At 67.9% G+C, this 18,855-nt stretch carries 21 protein-coding genes; 10 read left to right on the top strand and 11 right to left on the bottom strand.

Going from position 1 to position 18,855, the window contains the following annotated elements; genetic code table 11:
- Window positions 1-12: 12 nt before the first annotated feature.
- Genes ACVBEQ_RS01230 through ACVBEQ_RS01240 form a run of 3 tightly spaced genes read right to left on the bottom strand, consistent with a single transcriptional unit; the run spans window position 13 to window position 3,016 of the window.
- Entirely contained in the window at window positions 13-759 is a 747-nt protein-coding gene (locus ACVBEQ_RS01230) for a histidine phosphatase family protein (protein WP_447151583.1), read from the bottom strand.
- Window positions 759-1,709, bottom strand: a complete 951-nt coding sequence (gene pheA, locus ACVBEQ_RS01235) for a prephenate dehydratase (RefSeq protein ID WP_447151584.1) — start codon at window positions 1,707-1,709, stop codon at window positions 759-761. The genes ACVBEQ_RS01230 and pheA overlap by 1 nt, the downstream gene beginning before the upstream one ends.
- The gene (locus ACVBEQ_RS01240) at window positions 1,709-3,016 is read right to left on the bottom strand and encodes a polysaccharide deacetylase family protein (protein WP_447151585.1); all 1,308 of its coding nucleotides are present in this window, start codon (window positions 3,014-3,016) and stop codon (window positions 1,709-1,711) included. The genes pheA and ACVBEQ_RS01240 overlap by 1 nt, the downstream gene beginning before the upstream one ends.
- Before the next feature lie 272 nt (window positions 3,017-3,288).
- Here ACVBEQ_RS01240 and ACVBEQ_RS01245 point away from each other — a divergent pair, with 272 nt between their 5' ends.
- The gene (locus ACVBEQ_RS01245) at window positions 3,289-4,104 is read left to right on the top strand and encodes a CPBP family intramembrane glutamic endopeptidase (RefSeq protein WP_447151586.1); all 816 of its coding nucleotides are present in this window, start codon (window positions 3,289-3,291) and stop codon (window positions 4,102-4,104) included.
- 102 nt (window positions 4,105-4,206) lie between these two features.
- Here ACVBEQ_RS01245 and ACVBEQ_RS01250 read toward each other — a convergent pair whose 3' ends face one another.
- A complete protein-coding gene (locus ACVBEQ_RS01250) occupies window positions 4,207-4,614 on the bottom strand; it encodes a RidA family protein (RefSeq protein ID WP_447151587.1) in 408 nt (135 codons plus the stop codon).
- Between the two features lie 78 nt (window positions 4,615-4,692).
- On the opposite strand from ACVBEQ_RS01250, the gene ACVBEQ_RS01255 reads away from it, so the two are divergent.
- Window positions 4,693-5,367 (top strand): TetR/AcrR family transcriptional regulator, encoded by a 675-nt coding sequence (locus tag ACVBEQ_RS01255; RefSeq protein WP_447151588.1) that lies wholly within the window; start codon window positions 4,693-4,695, stop codon window positions 5,365-5,367.
- Window positions 5,368-5,528: 161 nt separating this feature from the next.
- Here the strand turns inward: ACVBEQ_RS01255 and ACVBEQ_RS01260 are convergent, their stop codons facing one another.
- The 3 genes from ACVBEQ_RS01260 to ACVBEQ_RS01270 all read right to left on the bottom strand — a co-directional run bounded on the left by ACVBEQ_RS01260 (window position 5,529) and on the right by ACVBEQ_RS01270 (window position 7,953).
- The gene (locus tag ACVBEQ_RS01260) at window positions 5,529-6,479 is read right to left on the bottom strand and encodes a DUF5926 family protein (protein WP_447151589.1); all 951 of its coding nucleotides are present in this window, start codon (window positions 6,477-6,479) and stop codon (window positions 5,529-5,531) included.
- A 94-nt stretch (window positions 6,480-6,573) separates the two neighbouring features.
- The gene (locus tag ACVBEQ_RS01265) at window positions 6,574-7,593 is read right to left on the bottom strand and encodes a DUF4328 domain-containing protein (RefSeq protein ID WP_447151590.1); all 1,020 of its coding nucleotides are present in this window, start codon (window positions 7,591-7,593) and stop codon (window positions 6,574-6,576) included.
- Window positions 7,594-7,620: 27 nt separating this feature from the next.
- The gene (locus ACVBEQ_RS01270; RefSeq protein WP_447151591.1) at window positions 7,621-7,953 is read right to left on the bottom strand and encodes a rhodanese-like domain-containing protein; all 333 of its coding nucleotides are present in this window, start codon (window positions 7,951-7,953) and stop codon (window positions 7,621-7,623) included.
- A 401-nt stretch (window positions 7,954-8,354) separates the two neighbouring features.
- Here ACVBEQ_RS01270 and ACVBEQ_RS01275 point away from each other — a divergent pair, with 401 nt between their 5' ends.
- Together ACVBEQ_RS01275 and ACVBEQ_RS01280 are read left to right on the top strand one after the other, a co-directional pair.
- Window positions 8,355-9,860, top strand: coding sequence for a glycosyltransferase family 2 protein (locus ACVBEQ_RS01275; protein WP_447151592.1), 1,506 nt, complete (start codon window positions 8,355-8,357; stop codon window positions 9,858-9,860).
- A 224-nt stretch (window positions 9,861-10,084) separates the two neighbouring features.
- On the top strand, window positions 10,085-10,786 hold the full coding sequence (locus ACVBEQ_RS01280; protein ID WP_447151593.1) for an arsenate reductase/protein-tyrosine-phosphatase family protein: 702 nt from the start codon (window positions 10,085-10,087) through the stop codon (window positions 10,784-10,786).
- 57 nt (window positions 10,787-10,843) lie between these two features.
- Here ACVBEQ_RS01280 and ACVBEQ_RS01285 read toward each other — a convergent pair whose 3' ends face one another.
- The gene (locus ACVBEQ_RS01285) at window positions 10,844-11,722 is read right to left on the bottom strand and encodes a DNA-formamidopyrimidine glycosylase family protein (protein WP_447151594.1); all 879 of its coding nucleotides are present in this window, start codon (window positions 11,720-11,722) and stop codon (window positions 10,844-10,846) included.
- Between the two features lie 249 nt (window positions 11,723-11,971).
- Here ACVBEQ_RS01285 and ACVBEQ_RS01290 point away from each other — a divergent pair, with 249 nt between their 5' ends.
- The 5 genes from ACVBEQ_RS01290 to ACVBEQ_RS01310 all read left to right on the top strand — a co-directional run bounded on the left by ACVBEQ_RS01290 (window position 11,972) and on the right by ACVBEQ_RS01310 (window position 15,629).
- The gene (locus tag ACVBEQ_RS01290) at window positions 11,972-12,223 is read left to right on the top strand and encodes a hypothetical protein (protein ID WP_447151595.1); all 252 of its coding nucleotides are present in this window, start codon (window positions 11,972-11,974) and stop codon (window positions 12,221-12,223) included.
- Between the two features lie 424 nt (window positions 12,224-12,647).
- On the top strand, window positions 12,648-12,821 hold the full coding sequence (locus tag ACVBEQ_RS01295; RefSeq protein WP_447151596.1) for a hypothetical protein: 174 nt from the start codon (window positions 12,648-12,650) through the stop codon (window positions 12,819-12,821).
- Window positions 12,818-13,825, top strand: a complete 1,008-nt coding sequence (locus tag ACVBEQ_RS01300; protein ID WP_447151597.1) for a homocysteine S-methyltransferase family protein — start codon at window positions 12,818-12,820, stop codon at window positions 13,823-13,825. Before ACVBEQ_RS01295 ends, ACVBEQ_RS01300 begins: the two co-directional genes overlap by 4 nt.
- Window positions 13,822-14,511 (top strand): class I SAM-dependent methyltransferase, encoded by a 690-nt coding sequence (locus tag ACVBEQ_RS01305; protein ID WP_447151598.1) that lies wholly within the window; start codon window positions 13,822-13,824, stop codon window positions 14,509-14,511. Before ACVBEQ_RS01300 ends, ACVBEQ_RS01305 begins: the two co-directional genes overlap by 4 nt.
- 62 nt (window positions 14,512-14,573) lie before the next feature.
- On the top strand, window positions 14,574-15,629 hold the full coding sequence (locus tag ACVBEQ_RS01310) for an alpha/beta fold hydrolase (RefSeq protein ID WP_447151599.1): 1,056 nt from the start codon (window positions 14,574-14,576) through the stop codon (window positions 15,627-15,629).
- Between the two features lie 72 nt (window positions 15,630-15,701).
- Here ACVBEQ_RS01310 and ACVBEQ_RS01315 read toward each other — a convergent pair whose 3' ends face one another.
- Window positions 15,702-16,469, bottom strand: coding sequence for a dienelactone hydrolase family protein (locus tag ACVBEQ_RS01315; RefSeq protein WP_447151600.1), 768 nt, complete (start codon window positions 16,467-16,469; stop codon window positions 15,702-15,704).
- A 133-nt stretch (window positions 16,470-16,602) separates the two neighbouring features.
- Here ACVBEQ_RS01315 and ACVBEQ_RS01320 point away from each other — a divergent pair, with 133 nt between their 5' ends.
- On the top strand, window positions 16,603-17,109 hold the full coding sequence (locus ACVBEQ_RS01320; protein ID WP_447151601.1) for a hypothetical protein: 507 nt from the start codon (window positions 16,603-16,605) through the stop codon (window positions 17,107-17,109).
- 53 nt (window positions 17,110-17,162) lie between these two features.
- On the opposite strand, the gene ACVBEQ_RS01325 is transcribed toward ACVBEQ_RS01320, so the two are convergent.
- The gene (locus tag ACVBEQ_RS01325; protein WP_447151602.1) at window positions 17,163-17,990 is read right to left on the bottom strand and encodes an isocitrate lyase/PEP mutase family protein; all 828 of its coding nucleotides are present in this window, start codon (window positions 17,988-17,990) and stop codon (window positions 17,163-17,165) included.
- A gap of 103 nt (window positions 17,991-18,093) precedes the next feature.
- Entirely contained in the window at window positions 18,094-18,789 is a 696-nt protein-coding gene (locus ACVBEQ_RS01330; RefSeq protein WP_447151603.1) for a TetR/AcrR family transcriptional regulator, read from the bottom strand.
- Window positions 18,790-18,855: the final 66 nt, after the last annotated feature.

The raw sequence follows: 18,855 nt of genomic DNA on the forward strand, positions 1-18,855 counted from the left end.
CAGCCTGACGGGTCAGCGGCTGGTCGCGGCGGGCTTCGCGGCGGTGCCGTGCGCGCCGTCGGGCGACCCGAGTGGATCCTCGCCGGCCGGACCGGTACGCGTGCCGTCGTCGAGGATGCGGCCGCCGATCGCCCGGCCGGCCCAGCTGAGCACCTGCCAACCGGGGGCCCGCGGTGCGGTGGACTCGAGCACGATCATGCCGGTGTTGTGCAGCGCGTGTTCCCGACCGAGTGCGTCCTCCGCGGCGGCGAGGTCGGTGGCCCGCACCGATGCCCACATCCGCAACATCGCCCCGTGCGAGAACAGCACCGCGCAGCCGTTCTCCCCGACGTCACGGCGCAGGCACTGCACCACTTCCTCGACGACCGCGTCGAACCGGTCGAGGACCTCGCTGCCGACCGACCCACCGGGCATCCGGACGTCGAGTTCCCCGTTGATCCACTGCCGGATCACTCCCTGATAGGTCCGGATCGACACCTCGTCACCGAGCATCTCCAGATCCCCGGCACCGACTTCGCGGAGCCCCGCCCTGACCTGCACCGGCAGCCCGCGCGCGGCCGCCAGCGGTGCTGCCGTCAGCTGAGCGCGCGGCTGGGTCGATGCGTAGATGGCGTCGATGCGATAGCCGGCCAATGTTTCCGGCAGCGCCGCGGCCTGCTCGTGGCCGAGGTCGGTCAGGCCGGGTCCCGGCACGGCGGTGTCCAGCAGGCTCTGCACGTTGGACGGCGTCTGGCCATGGCGGATCAACAGCAGGCGCATCAGGTCCACTCACCTTGTTGCCAGCGGCGAATCTGGTTGCTCGCCTCGGTGTACGCCTTCCCGGTGGCGAACGCCGCGGGCGGCACATTGTTTCCCGCGATCCGCGGGTAGGAACCGAGCCACCGGAGCAGGGCCGACCGCCGGGTCAGCGCACCGACAACGTCGGCCATCGCGGCCTCGGCGAGGTGCCCGTCGGCGTCCACCAGGAAGACGTACTCGCCCATCTTCGACCGGGTCGGCCTGGACTCGAGCCTGGTCAGGTTGATGCCGCGGGCGGCGAACTCGGTCAGCACGGCCAGCAGCGATCCCGGCTGGTTGTCGACCGACAACACCAGGGAGGTGCGGTCGTTCCCGGTCGGTGCGGGCGGCGGTCCGGGTCGGCGCAGCAACACGAACCGGGTGACGGCGTCGCGCACCTCGCCGATGTCGGCCGCGAGGGTGACGAGTCCGTACCGCGGGCCGGCGACCGGGGCGGCCGCGGCGGCATCGAGCTCGCCTTCGGCGACGGCGGCCGCGGCGGCGGCATTGGACGCCGACATGACCGTCTCGGCCGACGGCAGCCGGGCGGCCAGCCACGGCCGGATCTGCGCGTGACCGTGCGGGTGTGCGCCGACAGTCCTGATCGAGCCGAGTTCGGTTCCGGGGCGGACGAGCAGGTCGAAGGTGATCGGGACGTAGGCCTCCGCGGTGATCAGCAGCGGTTCGCCGTGGGTCAGCTCGTCCTGGGTGAGCGGGACGGCACCCTCGACGGAACTCTCCAGCGGAACGCACGCGGCGTCCGCCTCACCGTTACGGACCGCGGCCAATGCGACCGAGACACCGGCGACCGGATCCAGCCGGACCGCTGCGCCGTCCCCGGCGGGTCCGGTGTCGAGCCGTTCGGCAACAGCACGTGCGGCATGCTCGGTGAACGTGCCCTCCGGTCCGAGGTAGACCCAGCGCTCCGTCATCAGGTCCGCGGCGCGGTCTCCGGCGGCAGGTCCTGGAGCTTGGCCAGCACCGTCGGGTCCTGCACCTCCATCCACGCGATGACGTCGCGGAACGGAACGCATTCGGTTTCCGGCCGCCCGCACTTGTCCAGGACGAAACCCGTCAGCGCCTTTTCGTAGGCATTGTTGTTCCAGGCATTGAAGTGATTGCCCAGGATCAGCGGAGCGCGGTTGCCGTTGAAGGTGGCGTTGTACATGTCGTCATAGGTGGCCTGGACCTGCGCGGAATCGGCATCGGACTGGGCTTGCGTCACGCCGGCGCTGGTCGCCTGACGCTGCGTGTAATAGAAGTTGTAGTCCATGGTGATCTGCTGCTTGTCCGTCCCGTGGATCGGGAACGTCGCCATGCCCATGGCCCAGATCTTGTACTGCGGCGACTTTTTCGGCCATCCGATGCCGGTCCGGGTGAACGACGAGTCGTACGTCATGTTGTGCTCGATCAGCGCCGGGAACAGGTCCTCGGCATGGCCCTCCAGGCACGGTGTCCGCTCGCCTTTGACGACCGAGCCGTCGAAAACGAGGTCGGGCATCTTGACGCCGGGATTGTTCGCCTTGACGTTCCTGATGAGCGCGAAGAACTGGTCGAGTTCGTTGTTCCAGTCGGCCGTGGTCCACTGGTTGCCGCTCGGTTCCGCGCCCGCGCAGAAATGGCCGTTGAAATGCGAGCCGATCTCATGGCCCGACTCGTAGGCCTCGTTGAGGTCGGCGATCTCGGTCGGGAGGTCTGCGGCGGTGTTCCAGTTGATCGACGAATTACCGGGGCTGTGGCCGGGACCCTGATACGCCATCTTCGTCTCGTCCGACAGCATGTAGGTACCGGACAGGAAGCCCGTGAAGCGGAACGGCACCTGACGGGAGACGTCGAACCAGTGCTGCCACTTCTCGTGCCAGCCGACACCGTCGAAGCTGACGACGATGAACTGCGGCGGCTTTTCGCCCGCCTTGAGCTTCCTTGGCACGAACCCGTCGGAGAGCGCGACACCGTCCTTGGCCGGCGCGTTCGGGTCCGCCGGTCCCGTGCTGGCGGGAGTGCTGCTGGCCGGTGCCGAGCTCGAGGCCGGAGTGCTGGCCGGCGCCGACGACGATGCCGCCGCTGAGGATGACGCCGCTGAACTCGAGGGCGCGGGCGATCCGCCGGCCGACGACGCCGGAGCGGCGGTCACGAAGCTGGTCACCGTCGCGTCGGAGAGGCCCCCGCCCGAACCACAGGCCGACGCCAGCACCAAACCGGCCAGCGCCACGACGAGCCGGCTTCGTCCCAACCGCATACATCCTCCGTTGTCAGACACAGCAGTACCTCGGGTAACAACTCACAGGGTGCCCCGAGCGTACTGTCCGTGACGCCCTGTTGGTTCGCAGTGAAGACCGGCCGGTGGTGCAGGACACATGTCGGCTTCCGCGGGCTCGGCAATCGCGGCGCCGGCGTGACCGCGCCGGCAGGCAATCGCAGCGCTGGGCCAATCGCGGCGCTGGACAAATCGCGGGGTTGGGGCATTCGTGCCGCTGAGGCAGTCGTGGCGCGCGCCTAAGCTCGCGAACCATGACCAGCGCATCGGGCCCGCCAGCCGTCCCCGCCGACGGCGGTCCTGACGAACCGATTCCCCGCGCGTACACGGCCCGATCGATCCGCGTCGAACTGCTGGTCGTCTTCCTGGTGACGCTCGGGATGAGCGGCCTGTTCTCGCTCGTCAACCTTGTCGACGCGCTGCTGGCCCCGATACCGCTGGCGTCGCAGACGGTTTCGATCCTCGTGCCGCAGGCGCAGGCGTCGTTCCTCGATCTGATCAAGCAGCTGCTGACCATCCTGCGCGGTTTCGCGTGGGGGGCGCTCGGGCTGTACCTGTTGTGGCGCAGCGGGGTCAGCCTGCAGCGCCGGCTCGGGCTTGACCTTCGTAAGCCGTGGGCGGACCTCGGGGTCGGGGTGGCGCTGGCCGCCGTCATCGGCATCCCAGGGCTGATCTTCTACCTTGTCGCGGTCAACGTCGGCATCAATCTGACCGTCGCCCCGACCACCCTGAACGACGTCTGGTGGCGACTGCCTGTACTGATCCTGGCCGCCGTCGAGAACGGGTTCCTGGAGGAGGTGCTGGTCGTCGGCTACCTGCTGACCAGGCTTGACCAGCTCAAGGTCCCGGCGGTGGGGGCGATCGCGATCAGCGCGGTGCTGCGCGGGTCGTACCACCTGTACCAGGGTTTCGGCGGGTTCATCGGGAACGCCGTGATGGGGGTGGTGTTCGCCTGGCTGTTCCGCCGGACCCGCAGGTTGTGGCCGCTGGTGATCGCCCACTCGTTGCTCGACATCACCGTGTTCGTGGGGTATTCGGCGCTGCGCGGGACGGTCAGCTGGCTGCCGTAGTCCCCGCCCGAGATCGAGATGGCGATATCCGACGATCCCGAGGCAGTTAAAGGTCGGATTTCGCCAACTGGATTGCTGTGGGGCCGGCTCAGCCCAACACAGTCAGTCCACCACGGCGATGGCATCGACCTCGACCAACAGGTCCGGCTCCCCCAGCGCTGACACGCTCAGCAGGGTCACGGGTTTCCTCAGGTCCGCACCCAGCTTCGCCGCCGCGCGCCCGACGCCCTCCCCCAGGGCCGGCAACTTGTCCTCGCTCCAGTCGACGAAGTACAGCGTCAGCTTGACGACGTCGTCGAAGCTGCCACCGGCCGCGGCGACGCCCGTCGCGACGTTCAGGTATGCCTGCTCGACCTGCGCTGCCAGGTCGCCGGTGCCTACCCGGTCACCTTCGGCCGTCCGCGCGACCTGCCCGGCGAGGTAGACGGTGCGGGACCCGGAGGCCACCGCGACCTGCGGGTAGAAGTCCGATTTGGGCAGCCCATCGGGCTTCAGCATTTCCACGGTCATGGCGGTCCCTCTTCTCGGTCGGACGGGCTGGGAATCTTGCTGTGGCTATTCATAACAGGTTTATGTAACGTCGCACAAGTGCCGAGAATCGCTGATCCCGCAGTCCGTGTGGCGCTGATCGAGCGGGCCGCGGAGATGCTCGCCCGCCGCGAGGTGGTGACGCTCCGGGCGCTCGTCGACAGCGTCGGGACGTCGACGATGGCCGTCTACACACACTTCGACGGCATGCCGGGGCTGTGGCGGGCGGTCCGTCAGGAGGGATTCACGCGGCTCGCCCAGCGGCTGGCGCGGGTCGACGTCACGGCAGATCCAGTGCGGGATCTGATGGCGCTCGGTGCTGCGTACGTCGCCAACGCGCTGGCCAACCCATTCCTGTACCGGGCGATGTTCGACACCGCCGCGGACCTGGAGAACCCCGAGGCGGCCGACGCCGGGTTTCAATTGCTGGTGGTGGCAGCGGACCGGGCCCGTGCGTCGGGCCGATTCGCGACGTCCAGCGACCCGTTGGCTGTGGCGACCCAACTGTGGGCCACCGGCCACGGCCTGATCATGCTGGTGCTGACGGGCGTGCTGCCCGAGGACGCACTCGAGCCGCACTCGACCGGCATCGCCGGCGCGCTGTTCGTGGCGGCCGGCGACGATCCGGAACTGTGTCGCCAGTCGATCAGCGAGGGCTGGGCACTGGGCTCATCGGCCGGGCCGCCAGCCGAACCGTCCCAGCACGGGGGCGCGCCGGCAGGGGCTGTCGATTGAACCGGAACCCTTTGCCCCCCACCCCGGCAGCGGCGATCGAGTGAACCGGCGCCTTGCGTTCGAGCGTCGGACACGCCTCTCCTGCGAGGCAGCGGTGCAGTCGAAACCGCCCGACCTGCTCCCCGAAACCCGAAACCCGAAACGCCCGCAACGAAGGGACGTCAGCGCAGGGTGAACTGCCGGCCCAGGATGCCGTCCCGCGCACGGCGTTCAGCGTCGTTCAGCGGTGTCTCGTCGGTCAGCGCCCGCTCCAGCCGCTCGGCGAACGCCAGCGTTGGCGCATCCCATTCGCTCGGGTGCGCGTCACGGTCGAGGTCCCACACCGGGACCAGCCGGCCGTGCGCGCGGAAGGATCCGACATAGCGCGAGCCCTCCCCCAGACCGAGTTCCTCGGCGACGGCAAGCCGGGCGAGCGCGGCCATCAGCGGCTGCTCATCCTCGGCACGCACCCAGCGCAGGTGCGCCCGATCACCGGCGTCGACCCAGTAGGCGCCACGCAGACCGGCGACCCGCGCTGTCGGCATGATGGCCGCGTTCGCCCGTTCCAGGGAGAGTGCGACCTCGCTGCCGGCCTCGGGTTCGTCCTCGAGCCACCAGCTGAAGTCCGGATGGACCGTGACCTCGATCGGCTCGTCGACGATCAGGTCCGCGTAGCGGGGGCCGATGCTGGCACGACCCACCACCGAGAGCACCGATGACGGCTCGGCGGCGAGCGCCCATTCGAGCGCCGCGGCCAGATCCCTGGACAGGTCACCACTGTGCGTCTGGACCTGCATGCCAAGCAGGATCGAGCCGTCGGACCTGGTCAGCGCGGCCGCGGCACCGGGCAGCACGCTGGCCAGGGTGACGGACGGGACGTCATCGGCGGGGTCGATCAGGGTGAGCGGCGCGCTCGCCGACGGGACAAATTCCCGCAGTGCGATCAATTCGGTTTCCGCGGCGAGCCCGGCGAACGGCCGGGTGACGATCATGTCCGCCGCGTCCGCCGAGCCGTGGCAGGCCTTGTACCTGCGCCCCGAACCACACGGGCAGGGACGGCGGGGGTTCTCGGCGGGACGGTCGGCGGTCGCGGTGGTGCTACCGGCGGAACGGCGCTGGGTCTTCTTGGACACCCGGCCACGGTAGCCGACTGGGAAGGACCGGCCGGTCACACAATCGATTGACCAGGTGTGGACGTTCCCGAGCGTCGTGAACACACGGACGTGGTCACTCGATGTCAGGCGTCGGGTCAGCGGCGAGCGGAGGCGGAACCTGCCGGGTCGGGTCCGGCGGTTTGACGACCCATCCATCCAAGGGGGCGCGACGTGGGCGGAAGATCCCGGCGAACCTGCGGAACAGCACGGCGCTGAGAAATGCGACGACAGCGGCCAGGAGGTCGACCGCGATGTGCAACTCGACGGTGTCCGCGATCGCCTGCAGGCTGCCGCCCGCCCCCCGGGCCAGGGTGATGACCAACAGCACCGCCGAGCAGATCCAGGCGGCCCACCACAGCGCCGGCAACCGTGATCGGCGAACCCGTTCGTCGTTCGGCGAGCCCTGCACCAGCATCCGGTCGATCTCGGTGATGATCTGGCCCGCGCCGTAGATGTTCCAGACGGGCACCAGCAATCGCGGGATGATCCCGGCGGCCTTGCGTGACGGTTCGCGGCCGAGCCGCCGCGCCGCCGCCACGTGACTCCGGACGAGCGCGGGCACCGCGAGGACCACGGTCACCAGCGCAGCGGCGATAACGGTGAGACCCGCTGAGGCGACGAGGATGTCGCTGGTCCGGACCGCCGTGCCGGACAGCACCAGGGTCCTGCCCTGCACCATCAGCACGTAGCGCCAGGTCTCGGCCCCGGCGGCGGTCAGTGCGGCAAGGCCGGTGAGGAGGGCCAACCAGGAGGCACCCCGCAGCGCAGGGACGGGATCCTTGACCGGCGGCGGCGCGGGTTCGGGCGCCTCCGTCCACACGACGGCGGGAAACGACCAGCGCGGGTGATCACCGCGGTAGGACGGCGGGCCGAGGTACGGGCGCCGGCGTCTGGTCGCCGGCGTCTGGGACTTGGACATCTGCGACGGCGGCCCACCGGGTGGCGGATGGGCGATCCATCGCTGCAGCGGCGCCCCGCAGGCGACGCATCTGGACGGTCCGGCCGACCCGACGGGCTGCGGCATCTGGCAGTAAGCGCAGCGGATGTAGCGCGGCGGCCGTTGCCCGGCGGTCAGCGGTTGTCCGGCCGTCATCCGAGATCACTTGTGGCCGTTGACATCTCAGATGACCTGTGGAGCCGCGTCGCCGTCGGCCACCATCGGCCTGCCGGCCGCGGCCCAACTGCCCATGCCACCCTGCACGTTGACCGAGTCCCAACCCTGCTGGTTCAGGTATTCGGTGACCCGCGCCGAACGGCCGCCGGATCGGCAGATGACGAAGACGGGGTCGCCGTCCGGAACCTCGTCGAGCCTGCCCGCGAGCTCCGTCATCGGCAGGTGGACGGCGCCGGGGGCATGTCCGGCGTCCCACTCGTCCTGCTCCCGCACATCGAGCAGCACCGCGTCCTGTGGGACGTCGCTCACGCCAACCTCGGGAATCGATGGAGTCGTCACTCCTCCATCCTTCCACCGAGCCGACCCAGCCTCGGTCACAGTGCGCGCGCCGGACACCTCAGGTCGGCAATGACTCCATCGGGTGACTCCGAGCTTCACCTCCACGACCAGCGCAGATATGCATGAACACTCATTGGTGCATACGTTCTGTAGTTGGTTGCGTACGGCACTACCACTTCCTGGCGACTTGCTGCGCCTATCCATCACCCGAAGGAGCGGCGATCGTCACGTTGGTGTGGTGTTTGTCCGGAATCCTGCCGGAGCGTGATGTCCTCGTGTTTACTCCTTGTAGTTGATGCAACCGAGCAAACTAACTCGAAAGCTGAAGCGAGAAGTACCAAGAAGTGACGCTCCGTGTATCGCACGAGGCACAGCCCTTTACTCCCGAAGGACTAACTCCCATGACCATGACCCTTGCCACCAGGCCTCGAACCAGCCGCGAGAACGACATCGATCCCGACGTCGTCGACGGTGCGGTGCTCGACCCCGGCGCGTTCAACACCCTCTTCGATTCCGGCCGCAACACCCTGCTGCAGGCGCAGCAGGGCGCGAAGCGTTCCTTGCGCACGCTGTTCAAGCGCAAGACGGTGCAGCGCGAGATCGCCCGCACCGCAAAGATTCTGGCGCTTGTTCCGGCGCACAACGAAGAGGCGGACATCGCCCGCACTCTCGACGCCCTGCTCTCCCAGACCCGGGAGATCGACCGCATCGTCGTCATCCTGGACAACTGCACCGACAACACCGAGGCGATCGTCCGCCGCTACAAGCGGGTGACTGTGCAGAAGACCTTCGGCAACGTCGACAAGAAGGTCGGCGCTCTCACGCAGGGCTGGCAGCGGTGGGCCTCCGGTTTCGACTTCGTGCTGGGCGTCGACGGTGACACCGTTCTCGCCACCGATGCGCTCGAGCAGCTCGAGGCCGAGATGCTGCGGGTCCCGTCGGCGGCCGGCGTGATGTGCCGCTACACCTTCGACATCAACCTCGGCACGACCTTCTTCGCCCGCCAGCTGATCCGCGCTCAGCGGATGGACTTCGCGTCCTGGCTGACGGACATCATGGCGCGCAACCGTTCCACCTACGTCCTCGGTGGCCAGGCGACGCTGTTCCGCATCAAGCACCTGCAGGACGTCATCGATGTCCACGAGCGCAACTCGCCGTGGGATCCTGACGCGCAGGTCGAGGACATGGAACTGACCTGGCGACTGCACGAGGCCGGCCGCAAGACCTTGGTGTCCGCGACAGCCCGCGCCTACGCCGGACCGATGGTCACCGTCAAGGGACTGATGGGCCAGCGTCGCAAGTGGGACGAGGGCATGGCGGCCCTGCTGTGGCAGAACAAGATGCCCGACAGGAACACGCTGATCCCGTGGAAGCAGCAGTTCTCCATGCTGGCGAACGGCGTCGTCCGGATTCTCTTCGTCATCATGCTGCTGCTGGCCGTCAGCGTCGACCAGTTCAAATGGTCACCGATCTGGCTCATTCCGATCGGCATCGGCGTCGCACTGAACCTCAAGGTGGCCTGGCGGGTGCCGAACCGCACACCCTCCGACATCGTCTACGCGCTGCTCGTCTTCCCCGCGGAACTCTGGCTGATCAGCCGGATGTGGTCGACGCTCGTGTCCTGGCTGAACATCTGGTTCGGTGCGCGGCGTGACGGCTGGGCCGCACAGGCCGCGGCGGAATCCGGCAAGGGCAGTTCCGACGTCATCGGCAAGATCCTGCTCTGGACGATCATCGGTGGCCTCTCGATCGCCGTCGGCATCTGGGCCTGGATCACCAAGGCGACCCCGGCGTTCCAGGAGACCGTGCTGACCACCGGGTGGAGCGTCGTCACCGCCATCACCCTGGTGCTCACCGCCTTCGCACTGATCCGGCTGCTGAAGCCGACCCGGGGCTACCGCCCCTGACAAAGACTTCAAGCGCTCACGAGGGGTAGCGCTTGAACTGACCGGTACCGGCGGTTTGCCGGGAGTCATCCCGCCGGTACCCCCAGCACTGGATCCGGTCCGGCCACCAGGTCGGGCCGGATTCGGTCATTGGGTGCGCGATTTCGGGCGTACCGGAGGCCCTGCTCTGTAGGGTCGAGGAAGGAACTGACCGCCATCGCCGAGGCAGAAACGAGGTGCCGACCGTGTCCTCGTTTCGCGTCCTGATGGTCTGCACCGCCAACCACTGCCGATCACCCATCGCGCAGCAACTGCTGCACCACGACTCGCTGGCGAAGTTCGGGCGGGCCGGTGCATGGCAGGTCGACTCGGCCGGCACCGACGTTCGCGCACCCTGGCCGATGCACGATCACGCCAGGACGGTGCTGTCGGAGCGGATCCCGGAGGTGGGACCGCATCATTCGACCGACCTGATCGCCGAGGCTGTGCAGAACGCCGACCTCGTGCTCACCGCGGCCCGGCAGCACCGCGGAGTGGTCGTGACCATGGTGCCCGCCGCCATCGGCCGGACCTTCACGATCCTGCAGTTCGCCCGGCTGTGCGACCAGGTCGAGCCGATCACCGGGACCGACTCGGGTGAACTGGGTCGGGAACTGGTCGTCCAGGCAAAGCTCGCCCGCTCGGCGCTGCAGCCAGTTCCCGTCGAACACGACGACCTGCCGGACCCGATGGGCCGCGGCCTCGCCGATTTCCGGCTGTGCGCCGACCGCCTCCAGCAGGCCGTCGACTCGATCCTTCGTCCGGTCGAGCTGTTGCGACCCGTCCGGTCCGCCGCGGTGCACACTCCCGTCGCAACCCCCGTCGGGTCAGCGCCCGCCGCGCCTGTTCGGGTGGCGCGACCGGCTGTGTCCCGGCCGCCAGTCGCCAGGGGTCGGCGCTTCCGCTGAGCTGCTCGGTTGCGACCGTTCAGCCGTGACCGGCCTAGTTGACCAGCCGGGATCCACCTATTTGACCAGCCGTGACCGGCGGCGGTCCGCCAGCAGCCGGCCACCGGTCTGACAGGTGGGGCAGTACTGGAACGACCTGTCCGCGAACGAGACCTCCGCGATGACGTCACCGCACACCGGACACGGCAACCCGGTCCGGGCGTGCACCCGGAGCCCGGTGCGCTTCTCGCTCTTCAGCCGGGCCGCCTCGGCGCCGACCGATCGGTTCACCGCCGCCGACAGCACACCGGACATGGCCGTCGCCAGCCGATCCAGCTCGTCCGGGCTCAGCTTCGCCGCCGTCGCAAACGGTGAAAGCTTTGAGGTGTGCAGGATTTCGTCGGAGTAGGCGTTGCCGATCCCGGCCATCACGGTCTGATCGGTGATGACGGTTTTCAGCCGGCCGGTGTGTCCCTTGAGCACCCGGCCGAGCGATTCGGGGTCCAGCGTCAGAGCGTCCGGACCCAGCCGGGCCACTCCCGGCACGCTGACCGGGTCGCGGACGATGGCGGCCGCGACGGACTTCTTGGTCCCGGCTTCGGTGATGTCGAAGCCACCGTTCGCAAGCCGGACCCGCATCGAGATCGGTCCGCCCATCTTCGGCGGGACCGCGGAGATGCTGTCCGACCAGCGCAACCAGCCCGCCCGTGCCAGGTGGATCACGAGGTGCAGGTCCTCGCGAATGGCGTCCTCCTCCGACCCGGGGGCGGTGACGATATCGAGGAACTTGCCATGCCGACCCGCCCCGGTGATCACCCTGCCGACCAGCGCAGACGCGGGCGGGTCGTAGGTCGTCAGGACGTTCAGCGACGCGACGGTGACCGCCACGATCGGCTGCCCCGTGGCGTGCTCGGTGAGGAACGCGGCCAGCGCGGTGACCTCCGGCAACTCGGGCATGCCGATCAGTGTGCCCGGGGCTTCGGTGGCGCGCAGCACGGTGCGGCGCCTGTGGACAAACCTCCGCCGGCCGGCTCCCGCTCCGTACCGTGCTGGTGTGCCCGAGAGGACGACCGGTTCGCCGGCGTGCAGGCGCGGAGCGGCTCAACGCGGAACCTTTGGTCGCCCTATTCGGCCAAAGGTTCCGCGTTGATCGGTGGGGCGGACGCCGGGGAGCCGACTGCCGCAGCAGGAAGGAGACGAGACGGAATGGCGCCTGCGGCAGGGAACGAGCCGGGGACGTCGGCCAACACCGCCGCGGGGGCGCAGCTCAGTTCGAGCGCGCAGCGGGATCTGTTGGCCCTACATGCGCTCCGCCAGCGTCAGCTGCGAACGGCGTTCCTCTACGGCACCCGGCGCTCCTGGCGGGACCGGCGGCGGATCTGGCCGGCGGTGCTGGTGGGGCTGACGCTGGTCGGGCTGGCCGTTGCCGTCATGAGCGCGGTCGCGGCCTTCCGGTAGTGCCACTGCGTCCAATCGCTGAATGGGATGGCCGATTGACTGGCAGGCCGTTCGGTCAACGCCATGGGGCTTCGTGCTCGTTGGTCGTGTACGAAGCCCCTGTGACGGTGAAGTGCTCGAGATGGTTGACGTCAGACCAAGCGACGAACGTCGATCACGATCTTGTAGTGCGCGCCGCCGCCGGTGAAGGTGAGCGGGTAGCTTGAACGGGCCGGACTCGTCGTAGGCCTTGATCGTCTTGGCCGTGACGATGTAATGCCTTTGTTGGAGCCGGATGTCGGCGGCGGCAGCTGCTGCCGTCGGGGTGCTGCCGAGGACGAGCAGTGCGCCGAAGATCAGCAGCGCGAGAGCTCGCAGGGTTGTGGAGAGGGACCGCTGGTGGGAACGCATGGTGCATCCTTTGCCGGCGTAGGCGCTCGGTGAGGTGGAGCATCTGTCCCGAGTACGGTCGCTGCTGCCGGTTTCACTCGCTGTTGCCTCGCTGTCCCGTTCCTTTCGCGAGTCGAGTTCCGCGATATTCACGGTTGCGGTGGCCGGAATCGGCCATTCGGAACTGGCCGTTTCGAGCGATGCCGGGGAATTCACCATTGCGGTGTGATCGTCGGTATGAATCCCAACCGCACCATCAGCGCCGAGCAGGCGGACGCGACGACGTCTCGGACCACAACGTCGCGAACGCCACTCCCGCAACTGGAGGCCGATGCGTTCCTGACCGATGCCGGCCTGGAGACCAGCTTGATCTATGACGAGGGGCTCGAACTGCCGAACTTCGCGGCGTTCGGACTGCTGCAGACACGTCAGGGACGCGCTGCACTGCTCGCCTACTACGAGCGCTACGTCCGCATTGCAGTGGACCACCGACTGGGCGTGGTCCTGGAGACAGCCACATGGCGAGCCAGCCGGGACTGGCTGGCCGGTCAGGGTTTCGTCCCCGGCGATGTGGCGCGACTGAACCGCCTGGCAGTCCAGCTTCTGCTTGAACTGCGCGAGAAGACCGTGGTGACCGGCAGTTCCGTCGTCATCAGTGGCTGCATTGGCCCGCGCTTCGACGGTTACGCTCCGCGCCAGCGCCTCACCGCCACGGAGAGTCACGATTACCACGCCGAGCAAGTTGCGGCGCTGACCGGCGCCGGGGTGGACCTCGTGTCGGCGCTCACCATGACGTCAGCCGACGAAGCCATCGGAATCGCCCGAGCAGCAGGAGATCTCGGGGTCCCGGTCGTGATCTCCTTCACTGTCGAGACCGACGGCCGGCTACCGGACGGGACGCCACTCGACGATGCGATCCAAACGGTCGACGCGGCGACGGACGCCTACCCGGCGTACTTCATGGTCAACTGCGCCCACCCCGAGCACGTCGCTGCCACGCTATCGGGCCATGGCGCGGGGATCAGGCGGATCCGCGGGATCCGCCCCAACGCCTCGCGGCTCAGCCACGCCGAGCTCGACGAAGCCGAGGAATTGGACTCCGGTGACCCGGCGGAGCTGGCCGCGCACTGCGTCGCACTCCGTGGGGTGAACCCGCGCCTGACCATCATGGGTGGCTGCTGCGGTACCAACCACGAGCACATCGCCGCCCTCGCCGAAGCGGTGCGGCGATGAGCGCCGCTCTCGACCGGCTCTTCACTCGGTGGTACCCACTGGTGATGGGCAGGTCCGAGCGAGCTGGACAGTCCGAGATCCGCCGGGAACAGCTCTCGCTCGCGTCCGGTCGGACGCTGGAGGTCGGTGCCGGCAGTGGCCTGTCCGTGCCTTACTACGGCGACGACGTCACCGAACTCGTGCTGGTCGAGCCGGACGCCGACTTTCGGATCGCCCTGCAGGTCACCATCGACGACCTGACGCCTGCGCCGTGGCCGGTCACCGTCGTCGACGCCGATGCCCAACGGCTTCCGTTCGACGATGCAACCTTCGACACCGTCACCGCGTCCTTCACCTTCTGCTCGCTGCAGCGACCGGAAATCGCGCTCGACGAGCTCCACCGGGTGCTCCGACAAGGCGGACGGTTCCTGTTCCACGAACACGTCCGTGGACACGGACCGCGAGCACGGTTCCAGGACCTGATGACGCCGGTGCAGGTGCTCCTCGCGGGCGGCTGCCACCCCAACCGCGACTTCGTGGGCACCCTGCGCCGCTCGCCTTTCCGGATCGACCAGGTGGTCCCGGATCGGATGCCGCGGGCGTTCCCGACCGTCACGCCCGTCGTGCACGGCACCGCCTCCCGACAGGCGCAGCACATCGCCATCTCACAGCAACGTCCCGAAAGGAAGTCGACCACCAGCTTCTGACCCAGCACCACGTCTCGGCAAACGCGAAGGCTCGGCCGACCCTTGCTCCTAGAATCCACCACATGACCGACCTGGATCAGGTTGTCCGATACGCGGCCGTGGACGGCCGTTCGGTCGCCTGGGCCTCGGTGGGGACCGGTCCCGCTGTGGTGGTCGGCGGATGGTGGTGCAGTCACCTGGGTCTGGACTGGAAGGACGAACGGTTCCGGCGCTTCGTGCACCTCATGGCGAGCGAGCTGCGGATAATCCGCTACGACCGCCCCGGGGCCGGACTGTCCGACCGGTCCGGTCCCGCCCCGTCTTCCCGTGAGCAGGAAGTAGCGGTGCTCGCCGGCCTGCTGGACGCCATCGGCCTGGAATCGGTGTCGTTGTTCGGCGGCAGCTCGGGGTCCGTGGTGGCGGCCGGGTGCGCCGCTGCACTGCCTGACCGCGTCAACCGGATCGTGCTGTACGGCGGCTACGCGCACGGAGTCGACGTCGCCTCCCCGCCGACCCGCGACGCCACCGTCGACCTCGTTCGTCGGCATTGGGGGCTGGGGTCGCGAGTTCTTGCGGACCTGTTCATGCCCGGCGCGTCGGCCGCGGAGCGGGCCGACTTCGCCAAGTTCCAGCGGCAGGCCGCAACCCCGGAGCAGGCCGCGGCCGAGCTGGCATCGGTCTACCGGCTCGACGCACGCGACATCCTCGGCTCCATCGTCGCCCCCACCCTCGTGCTGCACCGTCGCGGTGACCGCGCCATTCCCTTCGCACTCGGACAGGACCTGGCCTCGCACATCGCCGGTGCCGACTTCCTCGCGCTCCAAGGGGACGAGCACTTTCCCTGGCGAGGGGACTCGCACGCCGTCGCCACCGCGACAACCAGGTTCCTGCAGGGTTCGGGCCCCAGACCCGCAGTAGCCGCCTCGGCGACGGCTGGCGACCGACGCGAGCTTTCGGTGCGCGAAACCGAGGTGCTCCGGCTGGTCGCAGCCGGTCGCACCGACGCGCAGATCGCCCGGGAATTGGCACTCAGTATCCACACCGTGCATCGTCACGTCGCCAACATCCGGACCAAACTCGACGTGCCCTCGCGTGCGGCTGCCGCCGCATGGGCGGCGCGGCACGACCGGCTGCAATAGCTCATGTGTCGTCGACCGCGATCACGATTTTCGCGGATGGGCCCCGCTGAAGCGACGCCGACTGATTCCTCGTCAGCGCAGGTGGCGATCGAACATCGCAAGGATGCGCTGCCGGGCGTCCGCGGTGGCCTGCGCGTCATAGCGTGTGCCGGAGACCTTTGCCAGGACTGTGAGCATCAGTGTTTGGTCCTGCGGATCGTGATCATTCATGAAGCCGTGCCCCACGCCGGGGTAGGTCTTGACGTCGTGCTCGACATCCAGTGAGGTCAGGATTCCGTCGAGTCGTTCACCGGCACTGGCGCCCATGGGGCTGCGGTCCTTGCCGCCGTAGCTGCCGACGACTGGGCATGCACCAGCCAACCAAGATTCGGCGTCCTTGGGACAGCCGCCATAGTTGGTGCTGACCGCGGCGAACCCCCGTCCCGGGGCAAGCGCCAGGGCGTAACCGCCGCCCATGCAGAAGCCGATCACCCCGGTCTTGCCTGTGCAGTCCGGGTGAGCGGCAAGCCAGCCGCGGACGGCGTCGATGTCCTCGAAGCTCCGACCGCTCCGCGCGCCCAGATCGCGCATCACCGTTTTCAGGCATTTCATCCGGCCACCCCAATGGAACAGGTCCGGAGCCGCAGCCAGAAAGCCCGCTTCGGCCAACCAGTCCGCTTGCCCGCGCAGGTCGTGGCTCATCCCGGTGAAGTCGTGCACCAGCACCACCCCCGGCCACGGACCGGCGGTAGACGGAGCCGCGACATAGGTCGGCACGGCCCCGCGCGGCGCCGGGATGTGAAGCTCGCTCACAGCTGGCCCCCGTTCTCCGTTTGTGCGGCGGGTTCCCGGCGACGTCACGGACGAGGCCGATGGCCTACAGGCTTGCACGATGTGCGAGCCGACGCCTGTTCATGACCCCGGTTCAGGACCTTCGACCCTTTCCACTGATCGCCCCGGCGCGGCAGGCTCAATTCAGCATGAGGAGGTTCTGATGCTGACAAGAGTGCTGGTCTGGAGCGCCGTCGTGCTGGCGGTGGCCGCGTTGTGTTTCTTCAGGCCGCAGGCGGGGCGGCTCTTCGTCGGGGTCTTTTTCGGTGTGATGGGACTCGGCATCCATGGATCCCTGGTGATGTCGAATCCTGATGGATACATCGGCTTCGCCGAACAAGCATTGCTGCCTTTCTACCGGCAGATCGGTCTTTTCCTGACAGAGCCGAACCCACGTGCCTTCGGCATCATCATGCTGATTCTCGAGCTGATTCCGGCCTGTCTGATCCTCAGCCGCGGACGCTGGGTCAAGGTCGGTCTCCTCGGAGCGATTCTTTTCCTGGTCGGTATCAGTCCGTTGAGTGACGACGTCATGCCGAATCTGCTCCTGGCGGCGGCTCTAATTTATCTCCTGACTCAGGATTTCCCGCGTGACGTGTTCGAGATGCTTCGCGACCGACGAGTTCGCCGACCCGCCGAGGATCACCCCCAGCTGCACCGCCACGCATAACGGGCCGGCTGAGTCGTCCACCGGCACGGTGTTCGACGTCCGACTGCAGCGACTCACTGGGGGCTCCTCCGGTTGGGCTTATTCATCATTGACTCAACATCCGGTAGCTGGCTGAATCGGGTGAACGTGCCCTGATCGGCGATCTCCTTCGCGGCATCCAACCATCCCTTCCAGGCCGCACGGGCCAAGGTGCCACCGACACTGATTCGGCGCACACCAAGGGTCTTCGCCCGGTCGACCGTCATGCAAGGCGAATTGATCAGCACATTCACCGGTTTCGGGGCCACCGCCGCGACGATGGTTGCGACGTGATCTTCCTGGTCGATGCGCGGCGCGTAAAGGCAATCCGCGCCGGCCTCGGAATAGGCGCGAAGCCTTTCCACCGTGTCGTCGATGTCGGGACGTCCGACAACAAACCCCTCGGAGCGACCGGTGAGAATGACACCCGTGCCGCTGTCATCGATGGCCCGGCGGGCGGCTCGGATTCGCTCCACCGCGTGGTCGACGTCATGAAGTGGTCGCGCCTGGTCCCCCGTCGAGTCCTCGATCGAAAGCCCTGCAACTCCCGTTGCCACTGCCAGCGTGACGTTCCTGAAAACGTCCTCCGGTGCAACCCCGAATCCGCCTTGAAAATCCGCGTTGACCGGCACGGTGACAGCGCTCGCGATGCTGCGAAAGTGGTCGAGAGCCTCGTCGAGTTCGACCTGGTCGTCCGGGCGACCCAGGGTCCACGCAAACCCTGCGCTGGTCGTGGCCAGCGCCGGGAAGCCGAGTTGTTCCAGCACACGCGCGCTGCCGATATCCCATGGGTTGGGCATCACAAAACACCCCGAGGAGTGCATGCGATGAAATTCGATCACCTGGTCGGCAGGACCGTTCATCACATTCTCTTTCCGGTGGCCCCCGCGTCGACCCTAGCCCTACGGGCAAGGACTTGTCCGAGCCTGGATTGATCGATCCCTGAGGTGCGGAAACGAAGCGTTCCTATCCGCTTGCCGGCAATTGGGCCGGGTCGCGTGGCGTCCCCAGGGTGACGGCCAGGGTCCGGGCGATGAGGTCGGCGTAACGGTCGGTGGTCCAACCACATTCTTGGGTCAAGCGCAGGAAGACGCTCTCGTCGGTGGCCAGGCCGTACATGACATCTGCGGCCTGGTGCTCGCTGACGCCGACCCCGAGGGCGCCGCGGCGGTGGAGTTCGGAGGCCAAAGCTCGGAGGTTGGCTCGGGTGGCCGCGTGGGCGTAGGTCCGGTACTCGGCCAGTTCGGGATCGGTGAATGCGGCGGCCTCGCCGACCGCGATGATCGCCGCCGTGCGGGTCATCAATGCGGCGTTGCCTGCTGCGAACCGACGGAACACCTCGTCGATCGGTCCGGCGAGAAGTGCCCGCCATTCAGGTCGCTCGGACAGCGGTACCGGTTTCTCGTCGCCTTGGACCGCGACTTGGATGACCTGCCGCAGAACTGCCGCCTTGGTGCCGAACGCCAGGTACATCGTCTTCTCCGAGATACCTGCCTGGGCGGCGATTGCTTTCATGCTCGTCCGCGCGTACCCGTCGCGCAGGAACAGTGTTCCAGCCGCGGCCAGGATCGCCGCCCGGGTGGCCGCAGCCCGCTGATCGCGTTTCGGCGTCGAATAGCGCCGCCCGGTTCGCGGTGCTGCCGTCGAACCCTCTCCGCTCATTTCCTCACTATTCCTTTGACGGACACCACCCCGATCACTACAGTCACGATTACTACAGTGACACTG

The organism is Nakamurella sp. GG22 (genome assembly GCF_052976845.2).